This window comes from Nitratireductor alexandrii, assembly GCF_004000215.1.
Taxonomy (GTDB): domain Bacteria; phylum Pseudomonadota; class Alphaproteobacteria; order Rhizobiales; family Rhizobiaceae; genus Mangrovimarina; species Mangrovimarina alexandrii.
On the sequence record NZ_RBVY01000008.1, the window covers coordinates 240,137 to 263,703 of the forward strand.

Genomic DNA, 23,567 nt, shown 5'->3' on the forward strand with positions numbered 1-23,567 from the left:
CAAGCATAGCCTCAGGCGGCAACCTGATGGCGCACGGCCTCCACCAGTTCGTGCGGGTCGAGCGGCTTGGTCACGAAACCGTTGGCGCCGTGCGACAGCACGTCGTGACGGGTCTTTTCCTGGCTGTCGGCCGACAGCACCATGATCGGCACAGCCGTCAGCCCCTTTTCTTCCTCGTGCTTGCGAATCAGGGCGATGGCGTCGAGCCCGTCCATGACCGGCATGTGCAGGTCCATCAGCACGATATCGAAGGGACGGAGGCCGCGCGCGCTGCGCACGGCTTCCACGGCGGCCTTGCCGTCACGGACGTGATGGACGACGTGGCCGGCCTTTTCGAGCACCGAACGGGCCATCAGCGCGTTGATCTCGTTGTCCTCGGCGATCAGAACCTGCAGGCTCGAGGCGCTCTTGGCAGACGGCTTGCGGCGCTTGACCTCGAGGCGATGAACGGTGCCGTGAGCCGGCGCGTCGCCGGCGCCGTGGGTGAGGATGCGCAGCAATGTGCGCCCGCGTACCGGCCGTGCCAGGAAGGTCGAATAGCCGACCGAGCGGTATTGGAACAGGCGCCCCCGGTCGCCCGGCGCGATCAGGATCACCCCTTCGAGCGCGCGGTCGGAGACGTCGCGAAGCCGCGCCAGGGTCGCGCCGTCGCCCGATTCGAAGGCGGCATCGATCAAAACGATCTCGAAGGGCTGCTTGCGGGTGCGAATCAGTTTTTCCGCGTCGGACGGGCTGCGCGCCACCGCGGTGCTGCCGCCATGGGCGCTCGCCGTCGCCAGCATGGCGTCGGCCTCGACCGCGTTCGCCGACACGATCAGGATCGACTTGCCGTGCAGGACGGCCGGGTTGTCGGGCGCGAACACGGTGTCGGCCGGCAACGGCAGGTCGAAGGAGAATTCCGAGCCCTTGCCGACCTCGCTTTCGACCACGATGCGCCCGCCCATGGCGTCGACGATGCGTTTTGAGATCGCCAGGCCGAGCCCGGCGCCGCCATGCTTGCGCGTCGGCGTGCCGTCGACCTGCTCGAACTCGCGGAAGATCCGGCCGATCTCGGCCGTCGTCAGGCCGGGGCCGCTGTCGATCACCGAAAAGCGCAAGGCCGGCGCCTCGCCGTCGCCGCTGATGTCGACGCGAACCAGGACACCGCCTTCCTGTGTGAACTTGACGGCATTGCCGATCAGGTTGAGCAGAATCTGCCGCAGGCGTCCGGGGTCGGCCTCGATGGCCGCCGGGACGCCCTGCGCGATATGGCACCCCAGCCCGATGGTCTTGGCGAAGGCGCGCGCGGCCATCAGCTCCACGACGTTTTCGACCAGTTCGTGCGGCGATATTTGCTGCGGCTCGAGTTCGAGCCGGCCGGCCTCGATCTTGGAAAAGTCGAGCAGATCCTCGATCAGCGCCAACAGCGCGTTGGCCGAGGTCGAGATGGCGCCGACATAGGTGCGCTGCTCCGGCGACAGGTCGGTATCGGCGATCAGCTTGGCCATGCCCATGATGCCGTTCATCGGCGTGCGGATCTCATGGCTGACCGTGGCCAGGAAGCGCGACTTGGCCTGGCTTGCGAACTCGGCGCGTTCGCGCGCGGCGATCAGCGCGGTCTCGGCGCGCTTGCGCGCGGTGATGTCGCGCGCGATGGTGCGATGCGACACGGTGCCGGTTTCCTCGTCGCGCACCGACAGCTCGATCCAGGAAAACCAGCGCAGCCCCTCCGGCGTCTCGATCGGCACGTCGGCGGAGCTGAGATATTCGCCGTCGGCGAAGGCGGCATCGGACACCATGCCGACATCGACGCCGAGCTCGTCCAGCGTGCGGCCGCACAAATCGCGCGGCTCGCGGCCGAAAATCCCGGCGAAGACGCGGTTGGCATAGACGATCCGGCCCTCCCGGTCCCGGTGCACGACGATATCGCCGAGCGCGTCGATCAGCCCGCGGAAGCGCTCCTCGCTTTCGCGCAGCTCCCACATGCGGTCGGCGAGTTCCTCGATCTCCGCACGGGTGCGTTCGGCATCCGAGCGCGCCAGCGCCTCGACCCGCCGGTCCTGCGCGATCATGCGACCGAGAACGGCGAGCCCGGCAAGGCCGGTGGCGACAAGGCCGGCACTCAGCAATTGCGGCGCGCCGGACAGGAAGGCCACCCCGGCCAACACCAGCACCGCGACGATGATGGCCAGACTGCCCAGAACATGGCGGTCATGTGCGCGGGAAACCATCGATGACGCGCGCTCGAGCCGCTGCGGCACGGCGGCCGCGATGCGCCGTGACGGAGTAGCCTTCCGGGAAAAAATCTTCCGTGCGTCCATCGCCGGACCCTAGCCCGACACTGATTAGGGAAGATTTTGGCTACCCGCTAAAATTTTAGCGAAACGAGAGGATTTTCCCGCCCCGCCAAACGCTTGCGGCGTTTGCAGGCGAACCGGCAGCCGGTTCGCCGTTCGCAAACGCGTCAAAACAATAAGGTGGAGCCGATCTGCGAATCCGTGAAAAAACGGATCGGCCTTAGGCGCTCATGTCGACCACGACCCGGCCGCGAATGCCACCGTCCACGATCGCCCGCGCCGCCTCGATGATGCCGTCGAAGCCGATCGTGGTCGACAGCGCCGCGAGCTTGTTGCGGTCGAGGTCCTCCGACAGCCTGTGCCAGGCCTCCTCGCGCAGGGCGAGCGGCGCCATCACCGAATCGATGCCAAGCAGCGAAACGCCGCGCAGAATGAAGGGCGCGACGCTCGACGGCAGGTCCATGCCCTGGGCGAGGCCGCACGCCGCGACCGCGCCGCCGTAGGACGTCATCGACAGGACGTTGGCCAGCGTGTGGCTGCCGACCGCATCGACGCCGCCGGCCCAGCGTTCCTTGCCGAGCGGCCGGGCCGGGCCGGAGAGCTCGGCGCGATCGAGGATATCGGCCGCGCCCAATCCCTTCAGATAGTCCGCCTCGCTGGTCCGCCCGGTCGAGGCGACGACGTGATAGCCCAGCCGGGACAGGATCGACACCGCGACCGACCCGACGCCGCCGGCCGCGCCGGTGACGACGACCGGGCCGCGATCGGGAGAAATGCCGTGACGCTCCAGCGCCATGACGCACAACATGGCGGTATAGCCGGCCGTGCCGATCGCCATGGCATCGAGCGGAGACATCGTCTCGGGCAGCGGCACCAGCCAGTCGCCGCTGACGCGGGCCCGCCCGGCGAAGGCGCCGTAATGGGTCTCGCCCACGCCCCAGCCATTGAGGACGACCTTGTCGCCCTCCTTCCAGCGGGCGTGGCCGGACGACAGCACCGTGCCGGCGAAGTCGATCCCCGGGATCAGCGGAAAGCGGCGGATCACCGGCGCCTTGCCGGTGATGGCGAGACCGTCCTTGTAGTTCACCGTCGTCGCCTCGACGGCGACCGTCACGTCGCCTTCCATCAGATCCGCCTCGGACATCTCCTCGACGCGCACGGTTTGGGTTTTGTCGTCGTTGCGCGAGACGAGGATGGCTCGGAAGGTTTCGGACATAGGGCTCCCCACGGTCTGGTTGCACGACTGAGCCGACTGTGCTGGCTCGGCACGGCCAGGTCAACTGCCGCCGGAGCGCCGCTGTCGCCGCCACAGCAGGATTTCCTGCAGGATGACGAGCCCGGCGCCGAGCGTGATCATCACGTCGGCGAGGTTGAACACGGCGAACGACCAGACCGGCGTGTGAAACAGTACGTAGTCGACCACGTAACCGAGCCAGACGCGATCGATCAGATTGCCGAGCGCGCCGGCGACGATCAGGGCGAAACCGAACCGGGCGGCGAGCTGATCGGCGTCGCTGCGCGCGGCAAGCCACAGCACGAACAGGATCACCGCCGAGGTCACGACCACCAGGGCGGTGTCGCCGAGATCCGCAAACAACGAAAAGGCGATGCCGAAATTGCGCGTGTGAAAAAGCGCCAGAAAAGGCAGCAACTCGATCCGCTCGTAGAGCGCCATGCCGCTTTCCACCAGGCGCTTGATCCATTGATCGAGCACGACCCCGCCCACCACGATCGCCAGATAACCCAATCGCATCATGCCGATGGTCCGTCCAAAGCAAGGGCCGAGCGCCTGATTTCGTAAAGCATGACGCCGGTGGCGACGGCGAGATTGAGCGAATCGGCGCGGCCGGCCTGAGGAATGCGCAGCAACCGGTCGCAGGCCGACGCCAGGCTGTCGGGCAGGCCCTGCTGCTCGTTGCCCATCACAAGCACGACCGGCCGGCCGGCATAGTCGAGGCTGCGATAGTCGACCGCGCCCTCGAGATGAGTGCCGGCCACGAGCCCCGCAAACCCGGCCCGCCAGGCCAGGAACGCATCGGCCGAGGCCCGCGCCACCGGCACGGCGAAGATCGACCCCATGGTCGCGCGCACCGTTTCCGTGGCGAAGGGATCTGTGCACTCGCCGACCAGGATGACGCCGCGGGCGCCGACCGCGTCGACGGTGCGGATGATGGTGCCGAGATTGCCCGGATCGCGAACCCGGTCGAGCGCGACCCAGACATCGTCGCCGGCGGGCGCGATGTCGGCGAGCGGCATCCAACGCTGCGCGAACACGCCGGCCACGGCCTGCGGATTGTCGCGCCGCGAGATCGCCGCCATCACCTTGTCGTTGACTTCCAAGACGAGGCCGCCGGCGGCCACGACGCGCGCGGCGGTCTTTTCGACCAGGGCGTTGCCCAACGCGGATTTGGAAAACAGAAGCGTGTCGAGCCGCCAGCCGAGATCGAGGGCGTCGATGACCAGCTTCAACCCTTCGGCCAGGAACGCGCCCTGCTGGTCGCGATGCTTCTTCATCGACAGGGCGCGGATGTCCTTGACCGCCGGATTGGCGAGGCTGGTCACTTCCTTGACCTGGCCGACGCGGCGGCCGGTTTGCAAGGGCGGCGTCATGCGCGCACCCAGCGGGAGAAAAGCGAGGTCGACAGCGCGCGCCCGGCCGCCTTTTCGCGGATCACGAGTTCGCCCGATTCGACCCTGCCGCCGAGCCCGGCGCAGGCGTCGCGCATCAATGCGTGGATGGCGAAGAACGAGGCGCGGATCGAATAGGCGGTGAGCACGAGCGCGATCGGCTTGTCGGACAGGATGGCGCGGCAATTGGCGACCATCGACGGCAGATGTTCGAAAAGCTGCCAGACCTCGCCCTTCGGGCCGCGCCCATAGGCGGGCGGGTCGAGCAGGATGATGTCGTAGCGCTTGCCGCGCCGGACCTCGCGCTCGACGAACTTGGCCGCGTCCTCGCAGATCCAGCGGATCGGCCGGTCGGCGAGGCGGGCGACTTCCTGATTCTCGCGCGCCCAGGTGATGGCTTTCTTGGACGCGTCGACATGGGTGACCTCGGCGCCGGCGCGCGCGGCCACCAGCGAGGCAAGTCCAGTATAACCGAACAGGTTGAGCACCCTGACCGGACGGTTGGCCGCCTTGATGCGGGTTTCCATGTCGGCCCAGTGCGACGCCTGTTCGGGAAAGACGCCGACATGGCGGAAGGAGGTGAAGCGGCCGAGATAGTCGATGCCGTCATGGCGCATCGGCCAGGTTTCGCCGAGCGCGGCGGCGGGAAAGCGCCAGCGTCCCATGCCCTCCTCGTCGGTGTCGCCGGTGAAGACGGCGTCGGCCGCCTCCCACTCGGCTGCCGGCAGGGCGCGCGCCCAGATCGCCTGCCCCTCCGGCCTGCGGATGCGATAGGGGCCGTATTGCTCGAGCTTTTCGCCGTCGCCGCTGTCGAGCAGCGCATAGTCTTCGTTCGGGCCGACCTCGAGGATCAGCGGCACCGTCTGCGCCGGCAGGGGACCGTCGGGACGCGCCGTCGGCGCCGAGCCCGGCCCGATGGCGTCCGGGCGGTTCCGGTCCCGGCCGGACGCGGCCTTCTGCGGCGCTGCCGGGCGTCGCGGCGGCCGATTGCCGGCAGCGGACGGCCGCGCGGCGCGGCGCTTGTCGCGGGACGGTTTCACGGCCTGTCGGTTCCTTTGAACATCGCCGGCTTTTGGCACAGCGTCGACCGGCGCGCAACGCGGCGTCTCTAACGGCCCCGCACGTCTAGCGCGCCGTCGCCTCGTAGACGGCGACGCCCGCGGCCAGGTCCTCCAGAGCGGCGCCGACCGACTTGAACAGCGTGATCTCGTCGCCGCCGCGCCTGCCGGCCCGCTCGCCGCGCGCCAGTTCGTAGAGATCGGCAAGGATGTGGTCCGGCGTCAAGACGCCCGACTGCAGCGGCTGGACGATGTCGCCGGCCTCCTTGGTGGCGCCGGCGCGGGTGTCGACATAGACCCGCGCGCGGCGAACCGCCTCGTCGTCGGCCTCACGCATGGTCGGCGTGAAGCCGCCGACGAGATCGACATGGACGCCGGGCCGCAACGCGGCGCCTTGTATCAGCGGTTCGGTCGAGATCGTCGCCGCCGAAACGATGTCGGCCCAGCCGAGCGCGGTGTCGAGATCGCCGGCGACCGTTGCGGCAAAGCCGAGATCGCGCAGTCCCGCCGCCGCCTTTTCGGCGTTTTCGGCCGTGCGGTTCCAGATCCTGATTTCGGTGATCGGACGCACGGCGGCATGTGCCTGGACAAGAAACGGGCACAGCGCGCCGGCGCCCAGCACGAGCAGGCGCGCGGCATCGGCGCGCGCGAGATAGCTTGCCGCCAGGGCCGAGGCGCAAGCGGTGCGCCATTGCGTGAGGCGCTGGCCGTCGATCAGCGCGCGCGGCTCGCCGGTCTTGCCGTCGAGCAGCAGGTAGAGCCCGTTCACCGCCGGCAGGCCGACCGCGTTGTTGTCCGGGGTGACGGTGACGATCTTGACCCCGATATATCCGCCGTCGGAGGTGCCCGCCTTTTCGAAATCGCCCCAGGCCGGCATCAGCAGCAGGGTGGAGGCGGCGCCGTCCGGCCGCTCGACCGTGTGGTGGTGACGCACCGGCTGCACCGCGCCGTCGCGAAAACGCGTCCGCAAGGCCTCCACCAGCCCGGCAAAGGTCAGCGAACGGTCAACCTGGTCGCGATCGATCATGCGCATCACGCCGCGCTCCTCCTCACAGCGATCCGTGAAAACCCGAAATCCCGACGGGAGAACCCGCCGCGACGCCGCATCCGGCGTCAGGTGCGCGCGGCCGGCACGCCGGCGCCTGCTTCCCTGGCGGGTGCCGGCGCGGCCTGGCTGGTCTGGCGCAGCAGGTTTTGCACTTCCTTGCCCTTGGCGCGCGCCTCGCGCCGATAGCGCCCCTGGCGCAGCCAGGTCGCCAGGCTGCCGATGATCATGCCGCAGACCAGCGCCACAAACAGCAGCACGAACAGCGGCAGGGCCGTCGTCAGCGCCGGATTGCCGGGATTGAAAGGATCGAGCGTGAAGGCGACCGGCGCGCGATTGGCCACGGCGAGCGCGATCAGCGCCACGGCCACCGGTACCACCACAACAATGAGCACGACGCGGTTCAGCATCTTCACTCCGATTATCCGTCCACGGACCCCATGGCCGCCACTCTTTCCGAAACCCGGCCTCCCGGCTTACGGGTCACGCTGCACACCGCTCGCGTACCCCGCGCCGGAGCGCCGCGCAAGCACGGCCGTCTCATTTTGCGTTCAGGCGCTCGCGCAATTCCTTGCCGGTCTTGAAAAACGGGATCCATTTCTCCTCGACCTCGACGGCGTCGCCGGTGCGCGGGTTGCGCCCGATACGCGCCGGCCTGTTCTTGACCGAAAAGGCGCCGAAGCCGCGCAATTCGACCCTGTTGCCTTCGGCCAGGGCCTCGCTGATTTCCTCGAAAATGGCGTTCACGATGTTTTCGACATCGCGCAGAAACAGATGCGGATTGCGATTTGCAATCGTCTGTACGAGTTCGGATTTGATCATGTTTGCGCCGATCCTGTTTTGCCCGAAATCCTTGATTGTCCGAGCTTTATTGTTCCCCTGCCACGCCCTCGGCAGGTTGCCAGAGCGATACCAGACCGTCAAGCAAGAGCCGTTCGGCGCCAAGGGCACGCAACAGGGCGGCTCCGCCTTTTTCAAGCCCCAGGCCCGCGCCCGCGTCTCCCAAGAGCGCATCGACCAACAGATAGGGCGAGGTGGTGCGTTTCGGCTTCCACTCGATCACGTCGAGTTCGGTGTCGACGCCCTTCGACTTCAGCCAGGCAAGCGCCATCTCCTCGCCGCCGAGGGCGTCGACCAGCTTGCGGTCGAGCGCCTGGCGCCCGGTGAACACGGAGCCGTCGGCGAGACGCTCGGTCTCGGCGCGCGACAGCGGCCGCCGTTCGGTGACCAGCCCGACGAACCAGTCGTAGGAATCGAGGATCATCGCGCGGATCATCGCCCGCTCCTCGTCCGTGGTCGGGTTGAACGGCGAGGGTTCGGCCTTGAGCGGGGAGGATTTGATCTCCTCCAGCTTGATGCCGACCTTGTCCATCAGCCCGGTGACGTCGGGAAACTGCACCAGGACGCCGATCGAGCCGACGATCGAGGATTTGCGGGCCACGATATGGTCGCTCGCGCTGGCGATCATGTAGCCCGCAGAGGCGGCGAGGGTGCCGACCTGGGCCACGACCGGCTTTTTCTCGGCCAGGCGGCGCACGGCCTCGAAGATCGCCTCGCCGCCGGCGGTGGTGCCGCCGGGCGAATCCACCGCCAGGATCACGCCCTTGACCCTGTCCGTCTCGGCGATCCGCTCCAAGCGGTCGAGAAGCTCCTCGTCCTCGGTGATCGTGCCTTCGATGCGGACCTTGGCGATCTGGTCGGCGCCGCTGCCGGGCAGGCTGTCGCCGAACAGGCTAAACCCGTAGGCGGCGATGGCCACCGCGGCCACCAGCAGCGCGGCCACGCGCCAGAAGGTGAGTTTTCGCCGCAGCCGGCGGCGGTCTATGAGGTCGTCGGCGCGCAATGCCATAGGTGCCTCGCAAGAATCGTCTTTGGTGCCGGTCTCTTAGACCGGATCGGCCATGCAATGAAACGCCCGGAGCGGACATTTCAGCGCTGCGCGGCTTCAGCCCGCGGCTCGTAAGACCCGCAACTCAGGCAAAATCCTCGCATGTCACCCAAAAATAACCATATTGGGCTGAAAATCGAGAAAAGAAGACGTTATCCTGAAAAGGGTCGGTTTGATCGATGCGCGAAAGCCGGCATTTCATGGATGGTCCACTCCAACGCGAAACCGACAGACGCATGTTTTCGAAAGCCCCCAAAAAGGAGCGAGCCTTTGCATAGCGCTCACGGCTCGGCACCCGAGGCAACCGGACGCGAGGAAGCCGCATTTCTCAAGGCCAGGCGCTATTCGAAAAGGGTGCGCGTGGTCAAGCTCGCCCTGCCGCTGGTCGGCGCGGCGCTCGCCATCGGCTTTTTCGGCTATTCCTACCTGTTGTCGCCGAGTTCGGTGTCGATCGGCGTCGAAGGCGCGGCGGTGCGCGACGGCAAGCTGGTGATGGCGAACCCGAAGGTGAGCGGCTACACCCAGGAAAACCTGCCCTACACGCTGACGGCGCTGCGCGCGATCCAGGACCTGTCGCAGACCGGTGCGATCGAGCTTGAGGAAATCGACGCGAAATTTCCCGTCGACGAGAACAATTGGGCCCGTGTCGTGGCGCGGACCGGTACCTATGACGACACCGGCAACACGCTTGACATTACCAGCCCCGTCACTTTCAAGACCACCGACGGCATGATCGCCAATTTGAAGTCGGCATTCATCAATATCGATGCGGGCGAGCTCAGCACGGCCGAGCCGGTCGACATCCTGCAGGATGGTTCGAGGGTGACGGCCGACACGTTCAAAGTGCTGGACAAGGGCAAGGTGTTCGTTTTCGAGAAGCGGGTCCGGGTCATGATCGAGCCGCAGAAGCGGGCGGACCAAGCCCCGCGCGAAGAAGCCAAGGCCGGGGACTGAAATGAAAAGAATCGCAACTGCCCTGTCCGGTTTCGGCCTGAGCGTGCTTCTGGCGGGAGCGGCGATGGCCCAGTCAGAACCCCGCATGACCGGACTGAAACTGTCGGGCGACGAACCGATTCAGATCGAAAGCGACCGGCTGGAGGTGCGTGACGCCGAAGGGATCGCGATCTTTACCGGCAATGTGAACGTGGTCCAGGGGCCGACCCTGCTCAAATCGGGCCGCATGACGGTCTACTACGCGACCGACGGAGCCGCCGAACCGGCCGCGACGGCCGGGCCGGATGCCAGCCGCATCGAGAGGCTGGAAGTCGACGAGAACGTCTATGTCAAAACCGAAACGCAGGTCGCGACGGCCGACAAGGCGTCCTTCGACATGAAAACCGAGATTCTGGTCATGACGGGCAAGGAGGTGGTGCTGTCCGACGACGGCAACGTGCTCGTCGGCTGCAAGCTCACGGTCCAGATGGCGAGTGGCCACGCGCTGCTTGACGGCTGCGGCCAGTCGGAGGGCGCGACCGGGCGCGTGAAAATGCTGCTTCAGCCCAAGTCCCAGAGCCAATAGGCCGTGTCTTGACCGTGTTTTCGAGATTTCTTGGCGGCAACAAGACCGGCGGCGAGACGACCGGCGTTCGTCCTGACCGCGAAAAATACAAGGGCACCTTGATCGCGCGCGGGCTGTCCAAGAGCTATCGCGGACGCACCGTGGTCAGCGGCGTGTCGATCGGGCTGCGCGCCGGCGAGGCCGTCGGCCTGCTGGGGCCGAACGGCGCCGGCAAGACCACCTGCTTCTACATGGTGACCGGGCTGGTGCCGGTCGACGAGGGCATGATCGAGATCGACGGTTTCGACGTCACGACCATGCCGATGTATCGGCGCGCGCGGCTCGGCATCGGCTATCTGCCCCAGGAGGCTTCGATCTTCCGCGGCCTGACGGTGGAGGGCAATATTCGCGCGGTGCTGGAAGTGGTCGAAAAGGACCGCAAGCGACGCGACGAAAAACTCGACGAGCTTCTCGAGGAATTTCACATTCCCCACCTGCGCAAGGCGCCGGCGCTGTCGCTGTCGGGCGGCGAACGCCGCCGGCTGGAGATCGCGCGCGCGCTCGCCTCCAACCCCAATTTCATGCTGCTCGACGAGCCGTTTGCCGGCGTCGACCCGATTGCGGTGTCCGACATCCAGCAATTGGTGCGCCACCTGACGGCGCGCGGCATCGGCGTGCTGATTACCGACCACAATGTCCGCGAGACGCTGGGGCTGATCGACCGCGCCTATATTCTGCATGCCGGCCAGGTGCTTACCCACGGTCGTGCCGCCGACATCGTCAACAACCCCGACGTGCGCCGTCTTTACCTCGGCGAAGGCTTTTCCCTGTAGCTTGCCCGCTGTCGGCCGCGCGCCGCGGTTGCGGCGACCGGCGCTTGACAAGCAAAAGCCGGGCCAGTTTCTAATGGCCTCAGGTTTTTTCGGATGCCGCCCGGCGGATCGGGCGGAAACGCGGGATTCTTGATGGCGCTGACAGCAAAGCTCCAGCTGCGCCAGTCGCAGTCGCTGGTGATGACGCCGCAACTGATGCAGTCGATCCGGCTGCTGCAGTTGACCCATCACGAGCTGGACCGCTTCATCGACGAGGAGATCGAGCGCAATCCGCTGCTCGAGCGCCAGGACGCCGACACGGCCGGGGCCGGCGCCGAGGCGGGCCTTCCGGAGGCCGACGCGAGCGACGCTGCCCCGCAGGGCGACTGGTTCGAAACCAGCCTCAGCAACGATGCCGAAACGCTGGCCGGCCAGTTCGACACCACGCTCGAAAACGTCTTTCCCGACGATCCCGGCGGCGGCGACCGGCTCGGTCCGGCCTTGTCTGCCAGTTGGAAATCGGGCGCCGGCGCGGGGCCGGGGCTCGGTGCAAGCAGCGCGGATGGGTTCGACTTCGAGGACGTGACGGCCGCCGCGCCGAGCCTGCGCGACCATGTGCGCGAGCAATTGGCGCTTGCCTTTTCCGACTTGACCGAACGGCTGATCGCGGCCGATCTCGCCGAAGGACTCGACGAATGCGGCTATTTGCGGGTCGACGTGGCGGAAGTCGCCGGCCGGCTCAACGTGGAAACCGACACGGTGGAGGCGGTTCTGCGCGTGTGCCAGAACTGCGATCCGGCCGGGCTTTTCGCCCGCGACCTCGCGGAATGCCTGGCCCTGCAGCTTGCACGGCGGCACAGGCTGGATCCGGCCATGCGCACGCTTCTGGGCCATCTCGATCTGCTGGCACGACGCGATTTCGCCGCGCTGCGGAAATTGTGCGGGGTCGATGAAAGCGACCTGATCGACATGCTGGCCGAAATCCGCGCCCTCGATCCCAAGCCGGGATCGGCCTTCCTGCACAGCGGCATCGAGACGGTGCTGCCCGATGTCGTGGTCTCGGCCGCGCCGGATGGCGGCTGGACGGTGGAGCTCAACCCCGACGCCCTGCCGCGGGTCCTGGTCGACCAGACCTATTTCGCCCGCGTCTCGCGCCAGGCGAGCTCCAGGGAAGACCGCGACTTCGTCTCGCAATGCCTGCAGGACGCCAACTGGCTGACGCGCAGCCTGGACCAGCGCGCCAGAACGATCCTGAAGGTCGCGTCCGAGATCGTGAAACAGCAGGACACGTTTCTGGCCTACGGAATCGGCCATATGCGCCCGCTCAACCTGCGCACGGTGGCCGACGCGATCGGCATGCACGAATCGACCGTCAGCCGGGTGACCACCAACAAATACATGCTGACCCCGCGCGGCATGTTCGAACTGCGGTTCTTCTTCACCGCCGCCATCGCCTCGGCCGAAGGCGGCGAGGCCCATTCGGCCGAGGCCGTCCGACATCATATCCGCGAGATGATCGCGCGGGAAAACCCCGCCAAGGTCCTGTCCGACGACGCGATTGTGGATATCCTGAGGAAAACCGGGGTCGACATCGCCCGGCGTACGGTCGCCAAGTATCGGGAAAGCATGAGCATTCCCTCTTCCGTTCAGAGGCGCCGCGAAAAGCGGGCGCTGGCGGTGGCCGGTCCGTGACGGCGGCGCCGCGCGGCCGGGCGCGGGGCCCGCGTTGACAAAGCCCAATGGAGTGACTAGAAGCCCGCCACCCGATGGGCGGCACGCCATGAGGCGGCCGCAGCAGGACGATGGCGGAACGGTATTCCGGAATTTTTCACTGAAGCCAGCATTGGTGTCGCCGCTGAGCCTTGTAAGCGGCGGCCACGGGTATAAACTCGGGCGATAGCGTCGTGTGTGGCAAGGAAAGGTCGGCTTTCAAATGAGCCTGCGCATTTCTGGCAAGCAAATGGAAATCGGCGATGCGTTCCGCGCCCGCATCGACGGTCGGATAGCCGAAGCGGTCGACAAATATTTCGACGGGGGGTTCTCGGGTCGGGTGACGGTCGAAAAGACCGGCTCGCGCTTCGCCGCGGACTGCATGCTGCACCTCGACACCGGCATGACGCTGCAGGCCGAAGGCAGGGCGCAGGATCCGCAGGCAGCCTTCGACGCCGCGGCCGACCGGGTGGAAAAGCGGCTGCGCCGCTACAAGCGGCGCCTGAAATCGCACCAGGGAGCGCCCGAAGAAGCGGCCTGGACCGACATTTCCTACACGATCATGGCGCCGGTCGCCGATGAGGACGAGGAAGTTCCCGAGGACTTCGCGCCCGCCGTCGTCGCCGAATCGTCGATGGCGCTCAAAACGATGTCGGTGGCTTCCGCCGTCATCGAACTCGATACCAAGGACAGTCCCGTCTACGTTTTTCGTAATGCCGGGACCGACGCCGTCAACATCGTCTACCGGCGAGAGGACGGCAATATTGGCTGGATCGACCCGTCATCGGTTTCCGGCAACAGTGCCTAGGGCCACGACCCCGTTGACATGATTCAAACGGGCCGTGACCCTGGATCCACGATCTGACAGCCGCGGCGCTCCCATGTCAGGGAGCCTCGGCGCGGTATGCAGAGAAAGGAACGCGCGAAAATGGATCTCAGCGATCTGATCGAGGTTCCGGCGGTACTGCCGGCCTTGAAGGCGAACTCCAAAAAGCAGGTGCTGCAGCTTCTGGCCGAAAAGGCCAGCGCCATTACCGGTCTTTCGGAGCGCGAGATTTTCGACACGATCTTGCAGCGTGAACGGCTGGGCTCGACCGGCGTCGGCAACGGGATCGCGATCCCGCACGGCAAGCTGCCCGGCGTCGACGCGATCACCGGCGTCTTTGCCCGGCTCGAAACACCGGTCGATTTCGAGGCGCTGGACGACCAGCCGGTCGATCTGGTGTTTCTGCTGATCGCGCCGGAGGGCGCCGGGGCCGACCATCTCAAGGCCTTGTCGCGAATCGCCCGCGTGCTGCGCGACAGCGACACCGTGGCCAAGATCCGCGGCACCAAGGACGCCACGGCGATCCATACTTTCCTGGCCTCCAAACCGGCCTCGCACGCCGCCTAGGGCCGTTCCGCTTTCCGCGCAGGCGCGGCCCGGCCCCGCCTCGTTGCTTTCACGCGTTTTCGGGCCGCGGACCGGTATCCGCTTCGCCCGGAAGCGCTTTTGACAAGTCGGTCGACCTTGCGTTCAGGCGCGATCGGCGTGGTTTTTGGAACCGGGCGCGGGTTCCTTCGCGATCATCGGCCGAAGGGCGGCGCGGCGACGCCGCCCGATGCGTGGCCAAGAACCCCGATCAATGGATGCTGAGCGGCGTCAGGTCGTTCTGGATCGCCGCGCCGAGCGCGCTCTCGCGCTCGTCGGTCAGCATGATCGGCTGGCCGTTGGCGGCAAACAGCGCCCACAATTCGAGCCCAGGGGCCATGTCCGGCAGGCCCGGATAACGCCCGCGAAGCTCGTCGCTGGACACTTTGCGCAGATACGCGACAGCGCCCTCGCCCAGATGCGCGAATTGCGTCTGGCTCATGGTCGATTTGACGTCGTGATTCTCGTTATGCGTCATGGCAGCCTCCATCCGTCGGACCACCCACCCGGGTCGGCCCTCTTCAGAGCTATCGGTGCAAGGATCAGTCTTTCACCGAGATGTTTATTTTTTGTACATGATGCTCGGGCTCGGGCCGGTCGAGATCGACCGACAGCAGACCGTTCTTCAGTTCCGCGCCGATCACCCGCATGCCGTCGGCCAGCACGAAGGCGCGCTGGAACTGACGCGCCGCGATGCCGCGATGCAGAAAATCCCGTTCGACCTCGTCTACCTGCTTGCCACGGATGACCAACTGGTTGTTCTCGGTCGCGACCTCGAGATCGTTCTCGCAGAACCCGGCCACAGCGAGCGTGATCCGGAGGCAATCGCCGCCGCCATCGTGGCCGCGTATGCGCTCGATATTGTAGGGCGGATACCCGTCGGCGGCCTTGGCCGCCCGTTCCAGGGTCTTTTCCATCGCCTCGAACCCCAGAAGCAGCGGGCTCGAAAAAGGCGTCATTCGCGTCATCATCATGTCCTCAAAGAGCGACGTGGATAGGGGAAAACCCAGATGGCGTTTTCCCGCATGCACCTGATATGGTCCGCTGCCACAACGAGTTCAAGTGGGTTTTGGAGGATGGGCATGGCCGGCGGACGCAAGATCATTATCGATACCGATCCGGGCCAGGACGACGCGATCGCCATCCTTCTGGCGCTCGCCAGCCCCGAACTCGACGTGCTGGGCATCACGGCGGTCGCCGGCAACGTGCCGCTGGCGCTGACGGAAAAGAACACGCGCAAGATCTGCGAGCTGGCCGGCAGGCCCGACACGAAGGTGTTCGCCGGCGCGATCCGGCCGCTGGTGCGCGGGCTGGTCACGGCCGAACACGTGCACGGCCGTACCGGGCTCGACGGGCCCGACCTGCCCGAACCGACCATGGCGCTGCAGGATCGCTACGCCGTCGACTTCATCGTCGACACGCTGATGGCCGAGGAGGCCGGCCAGGTGACGTTGTGCCCGCTCGGGCCGCTGACCAATATCGCGCTGGCGCTGATCCGCGAACCGCGGATCGCCCCGCGGATCCGCGAGATCGTGCTGATGGGCGGCGGGTTCTTCGAGGGCGGCAACGTCACGCCGGCCGCCGAATTCAACATCTATGTCGACCCGCACGCCGCCGACATCGTGCTTGGCGCGGGCATTCCGGTGGTGATGATGCCGCTCGACGTCACCCACAAGGCGCTGACGACCGCCAAACGCGTGGCGCGCTTTCGCGACCTGGCCACGCCGGTCGGTGCCGCGGCCGCGGCGCTGCTGGAATTTTTCGAGCGGTTCGACGAGGAAAAATACGGCACCGATGGCGGGCCGCTGCACGACCCCTGCGTGATCGCCTATCTTCTCAGGCCGGACCTGTTCGGCGGGCGGGCATGCAATGTCACGGTCGAGACCGCCTCGGAATTGACGATGGGCATGACCGTCGTCGACTGGTGGGGCGTCACCGATCGGCCGAAGAACGCCACGGTGATGCGCGACATCGACGCCGACGGGTTTTTCGAGCTGCTGACCGACAGGCTGGGGCGGCTTTAGCACCGTTCGCTGTCGCTAGACTCGGCTGGAACCGCGCGGCGGCGGCGCCAAGCGACTGGCGTGGGGCGCGCCACGCCCCGACGTCAGTTCAGCGCGTAATGCGACGTGCCGTCGGGCTTGACCGTGCGCAGGATCGTCACCTTCGTTCCCGGCTCGATGTCGGGCGATCCGCTGACCACGACGGTTTGGGTGCTGTTGTCGATGCGAATGGTGATGCGCGCGCCACCGGCGGCGCCGTCCTTGGCCGGCTCGACGGCGACCACGCTGCCCAGCATTTCCATCTGTTCGAAGATCGGCTTGTTGTCCTGCATCAGCCAGATGATGATGGGGCCGGCCAGAAGTACGCCGATCAGCACCAGCGGCAAGAGCATCCTCAGGCGGGGGCGCCACCGCCCGCCGCGCCGGTCCGGCATCGGCTCCCGAAACCCGCGCGCATCGTCCCGGCCGGCAGTCATAGTCGCGCCTCGACATCCCCGGCGAGCGGGATCGCGGGCTGCGCGCCCGGCTTCAGGCAGGCGAGAGAGCCGGCGACCGCGGCGCGGCGCAAGGCGGCCTCGAGCGGCTCGCCGCGTTCCAGCGCCGCGCCCAGATAACCGCAAAACGTGTCGCCGGCGCCGACCGTATCGACCGGCGTGACCGCAAGCGCGGCAACGCGGAAAAAGCCGTCCGGCGCGGCGGCAAGCACGCCCTCGCCGCCGAGCGTGACGATGACGGTGCGCCCCGTCCCGGCGGCGAAATCGCGCATGCGCGCCTCCCGGTCTTGCCCCTTTAGGCCGAGGGCGCGCGCGCACAGGTCGAACTCGGTTTCGTTGGCCACGACATAATCGGCCAGCGCCAACAGATCGGCGGCCTCGTCGCTGTAGGGCGCGGTGTTGAGCACGGAGACCGCGCCGGCCGCGCGGGCGGCCTCGAGCCCGGCGCGGATCGTCTCGAGCGGGATCTCCTGCTGCATCAGCACCACGTCGCCCGCGCCGGGCGCGGCCTTGGAGACGTCGCCCGGCAGCACCGCCGCGTTGGCGCCGGCCACGACCGCGATCATGTTTTCCCCGTCGCCGCCGACCAGGATGAGGGCGGTGCCGGTCGAGGCGTGGGTTTCGCCGACACCCGTCAGGTCGACGCCGCCCCGCTCCAGAAGGGCCAGCGCTTCGGCGGCGAAGCCATCCTTGCCGACCGCGCCGACCATGCGCACCGCCGCGCCGGCGCGCGCGGCCGCCAGCGCCTGATTGGCGCCCTTGCCGCCGGGCGCGGTGGCGAACCCGTCCCCGGCGACCGTCTCGCCCGGACCGGGCAGGCGCCCGACCGAGGCGATCAGGTCGAGATTGATGGAACCGATGACGATGACCAACAGACGTCTCCCGCAAACCGGCGGCGACGCTAGCGCATCAATCGCTAAAAAGGAATCGGCACGATCGCCCTACGTGGCGTGTAGCTTAACGAGAGCTGACCTGCGATGCGCGCGGCGCTGTCGGCACCGCGCGGCCAAGCCTATGCGGCGGTCTGGCCGGCCTCCCAGCCGAGGATGGCGCGCTTGCGCGTCAGGCCCCAATGATAGCCGGTCAGCGCCCCCGACTTGCCGAGCGCGCGATGGCAGGGCACGACGAAGGAGAGCGGATTGGCGCCGACGGCCGCGCCGACGGCACGGCTTGCCTTGGGCGCGCCGATTTCGGTGGCGATCGCCGAATAGGGTTTCGCCCGGCCCATCGGAATGCGCAGCAACGCCTCCCAGACCCGGACCTGGAAATCGGTGCCGATCAGCACGACCCGCAACGGCTCTTCCTGCCGCCAGCGCTGCGGATCGAAGATGCGCCCGGCATAGGGCGCGGTCGCGGCCATGTCCTCGACATAGGTGGCGTTCGGCCAGCGGCCCGCCATGTCGTCGAGGGCGGCGCGCTCGCCGCCGGCGTCGCAAAAGGCAAGGCCGGCCAGGCCGCGCTCGGTCGCCATGACCAGCGCGATGCCGAACGGCGAGACGTGGAAGCCGTAGCGGATCGTCAGGCCGGCGCCGCGCGTCTTGTAGTTGCCCGGCGACATCGCCTCGTGGGTGACGAACAGGTCGTGCAGCCGCCCGGGGCCCGACATGCCGAGCTCGAGCGCGGTTTCCAGAAGCGGCGCGCCCTCGTCCAGAAGCCGGCGCGCATGGTCGAGTGTGACCGCCTGCAAAAACGCCTTCGGCGAGAGCCCGGCCCAGCGGGTGAACAGTTTCTGCAGCCCGGTCGGCGTCTCGCCGACCTCGGCGGCCAGCGCGTCGAGGGACGGCTGGTCGCGATAGTCGAGGCTGATCTTTTCGATAACGCGGCGCACGATCTCGTAGTCGCCGCCTTCGGGGGTGATGTCGCGTTCGAGGATCGCGGTGTGAGCGTTCATGGTCAGGTCTCCTTGAGCGCCACTATCGTTCTGCCGCATCACGATCTCCACCCGATTCCTGACAAGTCGCGGCGCCGCCGTCAGCGCATCTTGGCGTTCGCCAGGGCGCGGCCGAATTCGGTCGCGAAACTTTCGCGGTCGTCCGGGTTGAGAAAGCCGCCGAGCGACACCCGCCGTCCCTGCCCCTCGACCGCCATCCCGGTTATGCCGATCTCGTCGTGGCGGGCAACCGAAAACCGGGCCCAGAACGGGTTGAACCGATGTTCCTCCGTGCGCCCGGACGGCGCGGTCTTGCGGATCGCGACGCGCGTGCGCGACACCGACACTTCCTCGCGGGCGCGGGCGGCGCGATAGTTGAGGCGAAAGGCGATGTAGAGCGCCAGAATATCGAGCCCGAAAAAGCCGACGACCGGCCAAGCCCCGGCGGCGAGGAAAAACAGGCCGACAGCCCCCCATCCCGCCACCAGCGCCCCCATCAGCAGCAGGAAGCCGGTCCGGCCGAGCGAGCGGTGCGGCGTCAGCAGCGCCTTGAAGAAAGGTTCGTCCGCGGCATAGGTTTCGCTCATGAGAGGGATTATAGAGCCTTCATGCTGAAGCCAAAGGACAAAAAGGCCGCACGCGCGCCGGCCGGTGCCAAGATGCCGCGCAAAAGGCGCCGCTCGCTCTATGCGCCGGACGAGGTGCGCGAGATTTTCCGCCGTTTCGCGGTGCAGCGCCCCGAGCCGAAGGGCGAGCTCGATCACGTCAACGCCTTCACGCTGCTGGTCGCGGTGGTGCTGTCGGCCCAGGCGACCGATATCGGCGTCAACAAGGCGACGCGCGGGCTGTTCGCCGTCGCCGACACGCCGCAAAAGATGCTGGCGCTCGGCGAGGACAGGGTCGGCGACCATATCCGCACGATCGGGCTGTGGCGCAACAAGGCCAAGAACGTGATCGCGCTGTCGCAAGCGCTGATTCGCGACCATGACGGCCAGGTGCCCGCCGACCGCGACCAGTTGACGAAACTGCCGGGCGTCGGCCGCAAGACCGCCAACGTGGTACTGAACATGGCGTTCGGGCAGCCGACATTCGCCGTCGACACCCATATATTGCGGATCGGCAACCGGCTGGGGCTGGCGCCCGGCAAGACGCCGGACGAGGTCGAGAAGCGGTTTTTGGACATCATTCCCGAAGACTATCTGCGCCACGCCCACCATTGGCTGATCCTGCACGGGCGCTACGTGTGCAAGGCGCGCAAACCCGAATGCGAGCGCTGCGTGATCGCCGATTTGTGCAAGGCCGCCGAAAAGACCAGCGCGATCCCCGCTCCGCTCGTGGAAGCCGAAACCGGCTGAACGGGCCTCAAACGGCTTGGGAACGGCCTTCCTTGCACTTCGCGGCCGGATGGACTACATCGTGCCCACATCCCGATTGCCCGGCGTATGCGCAGACGGTCCTCGACCGTGCCACGCCAGCCCGATGAGAGGCGAAGGCTTTCGTTTCGCCCCCGGGAAGGGAAACCGTTCCGTGTCGGACCAGTTCAGGACGCGGGCCAAACCGGCCGCAAGGCTGTTTGCAACCAGCGACGCTGTCGCGCAGACGAAGGAAGACCATTGCAGGTACTTGTCAGAGACAACAATGTCGAGCAGGCGCTCAAGGTGCTGAAGAAGAAGATGCAGCGCGAGGGCGTGTTTCGCGAGATGAAGGCGCGCCGGTCCTACGAGAAGCCGTCGCAGCGCCGCGCGCGCGAAAAGGCCGAAGCCGTTCGGCGCTCGCGCAAGGCCGCGCGCAAGCTGGCGCAGCGCGAAGGCCTGTTGCCCGGACCGAAGAAGAAGCCGCGTCCCGTGCGCCCGGGCGCACCCCGCCCCCAGGCTGCCGGCGCCGCCGCGACGCCGAATCAGGCCTGAGCCAACCTTTTTACGGCTGAAAAATCGATCGGGCCGCGCGCCTCCCGGACGGAGGCCGCGGCCCGTTTTTCGTTGCGCGGGCCCACGCGCCCAGATTACCCGTGCGCGGCGGTGTCAGGCAGGTTCCAAACCGTTTCCAGGCGAAGCGGAAGCCGGCTCGCCGTTTAAAAACGCGTTAAAACAATCGATTAGAGTATCGACTATGATCCACCAATGGAAGCGGGGCCTACTGGGGGTAGTGGGTCAGTTCGAACGCGGAGGCCGCAAGAAGCCCGAGAGCGACGAGGAGCAGGTGAAGGAGCTCCAAGCCGAGATTGGGGAGCTGGCGGTGGCCAACTCTTTTTTGGAACGAAAGCTGAAGCCCTGGGCGGGAAGTGAGGCGCGGTATGATCGAGCCTGACCACCCGGAACTGTCCATCGGGCAGCAGTGCAAACTGCTGTCGATCGCACGCTCCTTCTTCCACTGCACCCCAAGGGCGAGACCGATCAAAACCTTGACCTGATGCGGCGGATCGACGAGCAGTTCCTGGAAACACCCATCTTCGGTGTCCGGCAGATGACCTGGCACTTGCGAAACGACGGCCACTCGGTGGACGAGAAGCGTATCCGGCGGCTGATGCGCCTGATAGGGCTTATGCCGATCTTCCAGAAGCCCAACACAAGCAGGCCAGCAAAGGGCGCAAGACCTTTCCCTGCCTGCTCAGAGGCCTGCGCGTGGATCGCCCGAACCAGGTCTGGTGCTTGGACATCACTTATCTGTCCATGCTCCGCAGGTTCCTCTACCTGGTGGTAGTCATGGACTGGCACACTCGCAAGGTTCTACCTGGCGCATCTCGAACACGCAGGCGGCCGACTTCTGTGTCAGAGCGTTGAACGAGGCCATCCACAAGTTCGGCCCGGCCGAGATAATGAATACCGATCAAGGATCTCAGTACACGTCCTTCGCCTGGACCGATCGGCTCCGCCGATCCGGCGTGCGTATCTCGATGGATGGGCGAGGCCGGTTCCTGGACAACATCTTTATCGAGAGGCTGTGGCGCACCCTGAAATACGAGTACGTCTTCCTGCACGCCTGGGAGACAGGATCGGTGACTAAACGCGGTTCTTGGCCAGCCTCGTGACGTGGAACTCGGGGCGCTTGCCGTTTATCGCCGATGCACCCGGTTCAACGGAGTCTCGACAAGCTGCTAGCCGCGTTGCTCGCGATAGGCTTAGCTCTGCCGCTTCTAGCTAGGAATCGAAATGTCATGCTTGGCCTTCTGGCGGTTGAGACGCTCAGATGAAGGACGGCACGGCCGGTAATGGCTGGACTGAGCACGCTCATGGCCGGACACCCACAATTTTCTTCGCCTTGGGGGTATCAAAGACAGAAGCTCTTCAAGTCAGAGTTCAGGTCAACCTTAAAGTCAGCCGATCCAGGCGAGCGGCTCAGGCTTCCCACCCGGCTTGTTGCCGGTGGCAACGCGCCGCTGTGGCGGCTCGCAGGAAACGGGTGGCAGGGTGCGCGCCGCCGTCGCAGGGTCGCTCGCGTCTCAAGAGGCTTCCTGCATGATCGAATTGACGGTGGCGCTTGTCGTCTTTCTCTTCCCGCTCGCCTACAGTCCCGGCCCCGGCAACATGTTTTTTGCCGCCTACGGCGCGCGCTTCGGGGTGCGCGCCACCCTGCCCGCCACGACCGGCTACCATGTCGCAACCTGGCTGGTGACGGTTGCGATCGGTTTCGGGTTCGCGGTCGCCATCCGACACGCGCCCGGGCTTTTCTTGGCGATAAAATGGGTCGGCGCGGCCTACGTTTTCTCTCTGGCGTGGACCTTTTTGCGGGCCGGCCTCATCGCGGGCGTGCAGGAAGCCCGCCCTGCCGGCTTCCTCGACGGCGTCATTTTGCTGGCGCTCAATCCGAAGGCCTATCTGATCATCGCGCTGATGTTCACGCAGTTCCTGAGCGAGGCGCAGGGCAATCGCACCATGCTGGTCCTGTGGATCGCCACCGTCTTCACCCTGAACAATCTCGCCGCCTTCCTGGCCTGGACCGCGGTCGGCGAGCGCATCGCGGCGCGCCTGCGCCGGGAATCGAGTTCCAGGGCGATCAACCTGATCTTCGCCACCGTTCTGGCCGCGGTGGCGGTCTGGATGATGCTGCGATAGGCTGCGCGGCCAGGCCGCTCCCCGCGCGAGGGGGCGGGTTTTCAGCCGCCGCCCGCCGAGGCGAGACCGGGATTTGCCGATGACGTACGATCGGGAGAGGGAGATCGCGAGCAGTTGGGAGCGCAATGCCGGCGCGTGGTCGCGGGCGATCGCCGAAAACCGGATCGCAAGCAGACGCGCCGGCACCGACCGGGCGATGGTGGAGACGATCGCCCGGCTGCGGCCGCGGCGCGTGCTCGACCTGGGTTGCGGCGAGGGCTGGCTGACGCGGGCGCTCGTCGAGCGCCTGGGCTGCCGGGTCGTCGGCGCCGACGGAAGCCGCGATCTGGTCGAGACCGCGCGGCGTCTCGACCCCGGCTCGACCTATCTCCACCTGTCCTACGAGGCGATCATCGCCGAGCCCGCGCGCCTGCCGGAGGCGGTCGACCTGATCGCCTGCAATTTCGCGCTTTTCGGCCAGGCCCTCTCGCCGCTGCTTGCAGCGCTCACGTCCGCGCTGGCGCCCGGCGGGGCGATCGTCATCCAGACCCTGCATCCCTGGCAAAGCCGTCCCGGCGGGCGCTATCGCGACGGCTGGCAAACGGAGACCTTCGCCGCTCTCGGCGGCGAGGCCTGGGACGCGATGCCCTGGTACTTCCGCACGCTTGCGTCGTGGACCGGCGAACTGGGCACGGCCGGGCTGGCCGTGGTCGAGATCGTCGAGCCGGTGGGGGCGGATGGCGGCGATCCGCTGTCGCTGATCCTGATCTGCAGACGGGCCGCCGGCCCGGGCCCTGGCGCGACGTCGCGGGCGGCGTGAGCCTATGAAACCGCTCCCCGACC

The 23,567-nt window shown here is 66.8% G+C and carries 29 protein-coding genes; 13 read left to right on the top strand and 16 right to left on the bottom strand.

Annotated features, from left to right (window positions below):
- Nucleotides 1-11 precede the first annotated feature (11 nt).
- The 9 genes from EP380_RS18280 to sppA form a co-directional block, all read right to left on the bottom strand.
- Complete coding sequence (locus EP380_RS18280; protein ID WP_127599846.1) at nucleotides 12-2,300, bottom strand: response regulator; 2,289 nt, start codon at nucleotides 2,298-2,300, stop codon at nucleotides 12-14.
- 196 nt (nucleotides 2,301-2,496) lie between these two features.
- On the bottom strand, nucleotides 2,497-3,492 hold the full coding sequence (gene acuI / locus EP380_RS18285) for an acrylyl-CoA reductase (NADPH) (protein ID WP_127599847.1): 996 nt from the start codon (nucleotides 3,490-3,492) through the stop codon (nucleotides 2,497-2,499).
- 60 nt (nucleotides 3,493-3,552) lie between these two features.
- Nucleotides 3,553-4,032 (bottom strand): signal peptidase II, encoded by a 480-nt coding sequence (gene lspA, locus EP380_RS18290; protein ID WP_127599849.1) that lies wholly within the window; start codon nucleotides 4,030-4,032, stop codon nucleotides 3,553-3,555.
- Nucleotides 4,029-4,886, bottom strand: a complete 858-nt coding sequence (locus tag EP380_RS18295; protein WP_127599850.1) for a TrmH family RNA methyltransferase — start codon at nucleotides 4,884-4,886, stop codon at nucleotides 4,029-4,031. Before EP380_RS18295 ends, lspA begins: the two co-directional genes overlap by 4 nt.
- A complete protein-coding gene (locus EP380_RS18300; RefSeq protein ID WP_106572949.1) occupies nucleotides 4,883-5,944 on the bottom strand; it encodes an RsmD family RNA methyltransferase in 1,062 nt (353 codons plus the stop codon). Before EP380_RS18300 ends, EP380_RS18295 begins: the two co-directional genes overlap by 4 nt.
- An 85-nt stretch (nucleotides 5,945-6,029) precedes the next feature.
- Entirely contained in the window at nucleotides 6,030-6,995 is a 966-nt protein-coding gene (gene lhpI / locus EP380_RS18305) for a bifunctional Delta(1)-pyrroline-2-carboxylate/Delta(1)-piperideine-2-carboxylate reductase (RefSeq protein ID WP_106572950.1), read from the bottom strand.
- Nucleotides 6,996-7,075: 80 nt separating this feature from the next.
- Nucleotides 7,076-7,417, bottom strand: coding sequence for a lipopolysaccharide assembly protein LapA domain-containing protein (locus EP380_RS18310; protein ID WP_127599929.1), 342 nt, complete (start codon nucleotides 7,415-7,417; stop codon nucleotides 7,076-7,078).
- A 130-nt stretch (nucleotides 7,418-7,547) separates the two neighbouring features.
- Entirely contained in the window at nucleotides 7,548-7,829 is a 282-nt protein-coding gene (locus EP380_RS18315; protein WP_106572951.1) for an integration host factor subunit beta, read from the bottom strand.
- Between the two features lie 46 nt (nucleotides 7,830-7,875).
- On the bottom strand, nucleotides 7,876-8,856 hold the full coding sequence (sppA, locus tag EP380_RS18320) for a signal peptide peptidase SppA (RefSeq protein ID WP_127599852.1): 981 nt from the start codon (nucleotides 8,854-8,856) through the stop codon (nucleotides 7,876-7,878).
- Nucleotides 8,857-9,165: 309 nt separating this feature from the next.
- Here sppA and lptC point away from each other — a divergent pair, with 309 nt between their 5' ends.
- From lptC to ptsN, 6 genes are all read left to right on the top strand, one after another.
- Nucleotides 9,166-9,849 carry an LPS export ABC transporter periplasmic protein LptC gene (gene lptC, locus EP380_RS18325; RefSeq protein WP_158264424.1) on the top strand — a complete coding sequence of 228 codons (684 nt, stop codon included), beginning with the start codon at nucleotides 9,166-9,168 and terminating at the stop codon, nucleotides 9,847-9,849.
- A 1-nt stretch (nucleotide 9,850) separates the two neighbouring features.
- Nucleotides 9,851-10,414, top strand: a complete 564-nt coding sequence (locus EP380_RS18330) for an LptA/OstA family protein (RefSeq protein ID WP_106572954.1) — start codon at nucleotides 9,851-9,853, stop codon at nucleotides 10,412-10,414.
- A 14-nt stretch (nucleotides 10,415-10,428) separates the two neighbouring features.
- Nucleotides 10,429-11,226 (top strand): LPS export ABC transporter ATP-binding protein, encoded by a 798-nt coding sequence (gene lptB, locus EP380_RS18335; RefSeq protein ID WP_338036309.1) that lies wholly within the window; start codon nucleotides 10,429-10,431, stop codon nucleotides 11,224-11,226.
- Nucleotides 11,227-11,358: 132 nt separating this feature from the next.
- Entirely contained in the window at nucleotides 11,359-12,897 is a 1,539-nt protein-coding gene (gene rpoN, locus EP380_RS18340; protein ID WP_127599856.1) for an RNA polymerase factor sigma-54, read from the top strand.
- A 241-nt stretch (nucleotides 12,898-13,138) separates the two neighbouring features.
- Nucleotides 13,139-13,723: a ribosome hibernation-promoting factor, HPF/YfiA family gene (hpf, locus tag EP380_RS18345; RefSeq protein ID WP_106572957.1), complete on the top strand. Its 585-nt coding sequence runs from the start codon at nucleotides 13,139-13,141 to the stop codon at nucleotides 13,721-13,723.
- Nucleotides 13,724-13,843: 120 nt separating this feature from the next.
- The gene (gene ptsN, locus EP380_RS18350; RefSeq protein ID WP_106573038.1) at nucleotides 13,844-14,308 is read left to right on the top strand and encodes a PTS IIA-like nitrogen regulatory protein PtsN; all 465 of its coding nucleotides are present in this window, start codon (nucleotides 13,844-13,846) and stop codon (nucleotides 14,306-14,308) included.
- A 229-nt stretch (nucleotides 14,309-14,537) separates the two neighbouring features.
- Here ptsN and EP380_RS18355 read toward each other — a convergent pair whose 3' ends face one another.
- Together EP380_RS18355 and EP380_RS18360 are read right to left on the bottom strand one after the other, a co-directional pair.
- Nucleotides 14,538-14,804, bottom strand: a complete 267-nt coding sequence (locus EP380_RS18355; protein WP_238719921.1) for a BQ00720 family protein — start codon at nucleotides 14,802-14,804, stop codon at nucleotides 14,538-14,540.
- Between the two features lie 64 nt (nucleotides 14,805-14,868).
- A complete protein-coding gene (locus EP380_RS18360; protein ID WP_106573040.1) occupies nucleotides 14,869-15,294 on the bottom strand; it encodes an Hsp20 family protein in 426 nt (141 codons plus the stop codon).
- Nucleotides 15,295-15,408: 114 nt separating this feature from the next.
- Here EP380_RS18360 and EP380_RS18365 point away from each other — a divergent pair, with 114 nt between their 5' ends.
- Nucleotides 15,409-16,350, top strand: a complete 942-nt coding sequence (locus EP380_RS18365) for a nucleoside hydrolase (protein ID WP_127599858.1) — start codon at nucleotides 15,409-15,411, stop codon at nucleotides 16,348-16,350.
- Between the two features lie 83 nt (nucleotides 16,351-16,433).
- Here EP380_RS18365 and EP380_RS18370 read toward each other — a convergent pair whose 3' ends face one another.
- The 4 genes from EP380_RS18370 to EP380_RS18385 all read right to left on the bottom strand — a co-directional run bounded on the left by EP380_RS18370 (nucleotide 16,434) and on the right by EP380_RS18385 (nucleotide 19,280).
- The gene (locus EP380_RS18370) at nucleotides 16,434-16,721 is read right to left on the bottom strand and encodes a hypothetical protein (RefSeq protein WP_127599860.1); all 288 of its coding nucleotides are present in this window, start codon (nucleotides 16,719-16,721) and stop codon (nucleotides 16,434-16,436) included.
- A gap of 80 nt (nucleotides 16,722-16,801) precedes the next feature.
- The gene (locus EP380_RS18375; protein ID WP_127599862.1) at nucleotides 16,802-17,695 is read right to left on the bottom strand and encodes a ribokinase; all 894 of its coding nucleotides are present in this window, start codon (nucleotides 17,693-17,695) and stop codon (nucleotides 16,802-16,804) included.
- A 140-nt stretch (nucleotides 17,696-17,835) separates the two neighbouring features.
- Nucleotides 17,836-18,714 carry a methylated-DNA--[protein]-cysteine S-methyltransferase gene (locus EP380_RS18380; RefSeq protein WP_106572961.1) on the bottom strand — a complete coding sequence of 293 codons (879 nt, stop codon included), beginning with the start codon at nucleotides 18,712-18,714 and terminating at the stop codon, nucleotides 17,836-17,838.
- An 80-nt stretch (nucleotides 18,715-18,794) separates the two neighbouring features.
- Nucleotides 18,795-19,280 (bottom strand): DUF2244 domain-containing protein, encoded by a 486-nt coding sequence (locus tag EP380_RS18385; RefSeq protein ID WP_106572962.1) that lies wholly within the window; start codon nucleotides 19,278-19,280, stop codon nucleotides 18,795-18,797.
- A gap of 21 nt (nucleotides 19,281-19,301) precedes the next feature.
- On the opposite strand from EP380_RS18385, the gene nth reads away from it, so the two are divergent.
- Both nth and rpsU read left to right on the top strand, forming a co-directional pair.
- Entirely contained in the window at nucleotides 19,302-20,048 is a 747-nt protein-coding gene (nth, locus tag EP380_RS18390; protein WP_106572963.1) for an endonuclease III, read from the top strand.
- A gap of 258 nt (nucleotides 20,049-20,306) precedes the next feature.
- On the top strand, nucleotides 20,307-20,600 hold the full coding sequence (gene rpsU, locus EP380_RS18395; RefSeq protein ID WP_106572964.1) for a 30S ribosomal protein S21: 294 nt from the start codon (nucleotides 20,307-20,309) through the stop codon (nucleotides 20,598-20,600).
- Nucleotides 20,601-20,826: 226 nt separating this feature from the next.
- Here rpsU and EP380_RS23780 read toward each other — a convergent pair whose 3' ends face one another.
- On the bottom strand, nucleotides 20,827-21,186 hold the full coding sequence (locus tag EP380_RS23780) for a hypothetical protein (RefSeq protein WP_238719922.1): 360 nt from the start codon (nucleotides 21,184-21,186) through the stop codon (nucleotides 20,827-20,829).
- Between EP380_RS23780 and EP380_RS24015 the strand changes: the two genes are divergently transcribed.
- The 4 genes from EP380_RS24015 to EP380_RS18420 all read left to right on the top strand — a co-directional run bounded on the left by EP380_RS24015 (nucleotide 21,157) and on the right by EP380_RS18420 (nucleotide 23,544).
- Complete coding sequence (locus EP380_RS24015; RefSeq protein WP_476739144.1) at nucleotides 21,157-21,393, top strand: hypothetical protein; 237 nt, start codon at nucleotides 21,157-21,159, stop codon at nucleotides 21,391-21,393. The two genes, EP380_RS23780 and EP380_RS24015, sit on opposite strands and share 30 nt — an antisense overlap.
- Nucleotides 21,338-21,721 (top strand): DDE-type integrase/transposase/recombinase, encoded by a 384-nt coding sequence (locus tag EP380_RS24020; RefSeq protein WP_164749912.1) that lies wholly within the window; start codon nucleotides 21,338-21,340, stop codon nucleotides 21,719-21,721. Before EP380_RS24015 ends, EP380_RS24020 begins: the two co-directional genes overlap by 56 nt.
- 427 nt (nucleotides 21,722-22,148) lie before the next feature.
- Nucleotides 22,149-22,745 (top strand): LysE family translocator, encoded by a 597-nt coding sequence (locus EP380_RS18415; RefSeq protein ID WP_127599868.1) that lies wholly within the window; start codon nucleotides 22,149-22,151, stop codon nucleotides 22,743-22,745.
- Between the two features lie 79 nt (nucleotides 22,746-22,824).
- On the top strand, nucleotides 22,825-23,544 hold the full coding sequence (locus EP380_RS18420; RefSeq protein WP_127599870.1) for a class I SAM-dependent methyltransferase: 720 nt from the start codon (nucleotides 22,825-22,827) through the stop codon (nucleotides 23,542-23,544).
- Nucleotides 23,545-23,567 lie beyond the last annotated feature (23 nt).

Excerpts from the sequence above, each read along its gene's own strand:
- EP380_RS18280 (WP_127599846.1), bottom strand. The coding sequence starts at position 2,300 with ATGGACGCACGGAAGATTTTTTCCCGGAAGGCTACTCCGTCACGGCGC.
- acuI (WP_127599847.1), bottom strand. The coding sequence starts at position 3,492 with ATGTCCGAAACCTTCCGAGCCATCCTCGTCTCGCGCAACGACGACAAA.
- lspA (WP_127599849.1), bottom strand. The coding sequence starts at position 4,032 with ATGATGCGATTGGGTTATCTGGCGATCGTGGTGGGCGGGGTCGTGCTC.
- EP380_RS18295 (WP_127599850.1), bottom strand. The coding sequence starts at position 4,886 with ATGACGCCGCCCTTGCAAACCGGCCGCCGCGTCGGCCAGGTCAAGGAA.
- lhpI (WP_106572950.1), bottom strand. The coding sequence starts at position 6,995 with ATGCGCATGATCGATCGCGACCAGGTTGACCGTTCGCTGACCTTTGCC.
- EP380_RS18310 (WP_127599929.1), bottom strand. The coding sequence starts at position 7,417 with ATGCTGAACCGCGTCGTGCTCATTGTTGTGGTGGTACCGGTGGCCGTG.
- EP380_RS18315 (WP_106572951.1), bottom strand. The coding sequence starts at position 7,829 with ATGATCAAATCCGAACTCGTACAGACGATTGCAAATCGCAATCCGCAT.
- sppA (WP_127599852.1), bottom strand. The coding sequence starts at position 8,856 with ATGGCATTGCGCGCCGACGACCTCATAGACCGCCGCCGGCTGCGGCGA.
- EP380_RS18330 (WP_106572954.1), top strand. The coding sequence starts at position 9,851 with ATGAAAAGAATCGCAACTGCCCTGTCCGGTTTCGGCCTGAGCGTGCTT.
- rpoN (WP_127599856.1), top strand. The coding sequence starts at position 11,359 with ATGGCGCTGACAGCAAAGCTCCAGCTGCGCCAGTCGCAGTCGCTGGTG.
- hpf (WP_106572957.1), top strand. The coding sequence starts at position 13,139 with ATGAGCCTGCGCATTTCTGGCAAGCAAATGGAAATCGGCGATGCGTTC.
- ptsN (WP_106573038.1), top strand. The coding sequence starts at position 13,844 with ATGGATCTCAGCGATCTGATCGAGGTTCCGGCGGTACTGCCGGCCTTG.
- EP380_RS18355 (WP_238719921.1), bottom strand. The coding sequence starts at position 14,804 with ATGACGCATAACGAGAATCACGACGTCAAATCGACCATGAGCCAGACG.
- EP380_RS18360 (WP_106573040.1), bottom strand. The coding sequence starts at position 15,294 with ATGACGCGAATGACGCCTTTTTCGAGCCCGCTGCTTCTGGGGTTCGAG.
- EP380_RS18365 (WP_127599858.1), top strand. The coding sequence starts at position 15,409 with ATGGCCGGCGGACGCAAGATCATTATCGATACCGATCCGGGCCAGGAC.
- EP380_RS18370 (WP_127599860.1), bottom strand. The coding sequence starts at position 16,721 with ATGCTCTTGCCGCTGGTGCTGATCGGCGTACTTCTGGCCGGCCCCATC.
- EP380_RS18380 (WP_106572961.1), bottom strand. The coding sequence starts at position 18,714 with ATGAACGCTCACACCGCGATCCTCGAACGCGACATCACCCCCGAAGGC.
- EP380_RS18385 (WP_106572962.1), bottom strand. The coding sequence starts at position 19,280 with ATGAGCGAAACCTATGCCGCGGACGAACCTTTCTTCAAGGCGCTGCTG.
- nth (WP_106572963.1), top strand. The coding sequence starts at position 19,302 with ATGCTGAAGCCAAAGGACAAAAAGGCCGCACGCGCGCCGGCCGGTGCC.
- EP380_RS24015 (WP_476739144.1), top strand. The coding sequence starts at position 21,157 with ATGACCTGGCACTTGCGAAACGACGGCCACTCGGTGGACGAGAAGCGT.
- EP380_RS18415 (WP_127599868.1), top strand. The coding sequence starts at position 22,149 with ATGATCGAATTGACGGTGGCGCTTGTCGTCTTTCTCTTCCCGCTCGCC.
- EP380_RS18420 (WP_127599870.1), top strand. The coding sequence starts at position 22,825 with ATGACGTACGATCGGGAGAGGGAGATCGCGAGCAGTTGGGAGCGCAAT.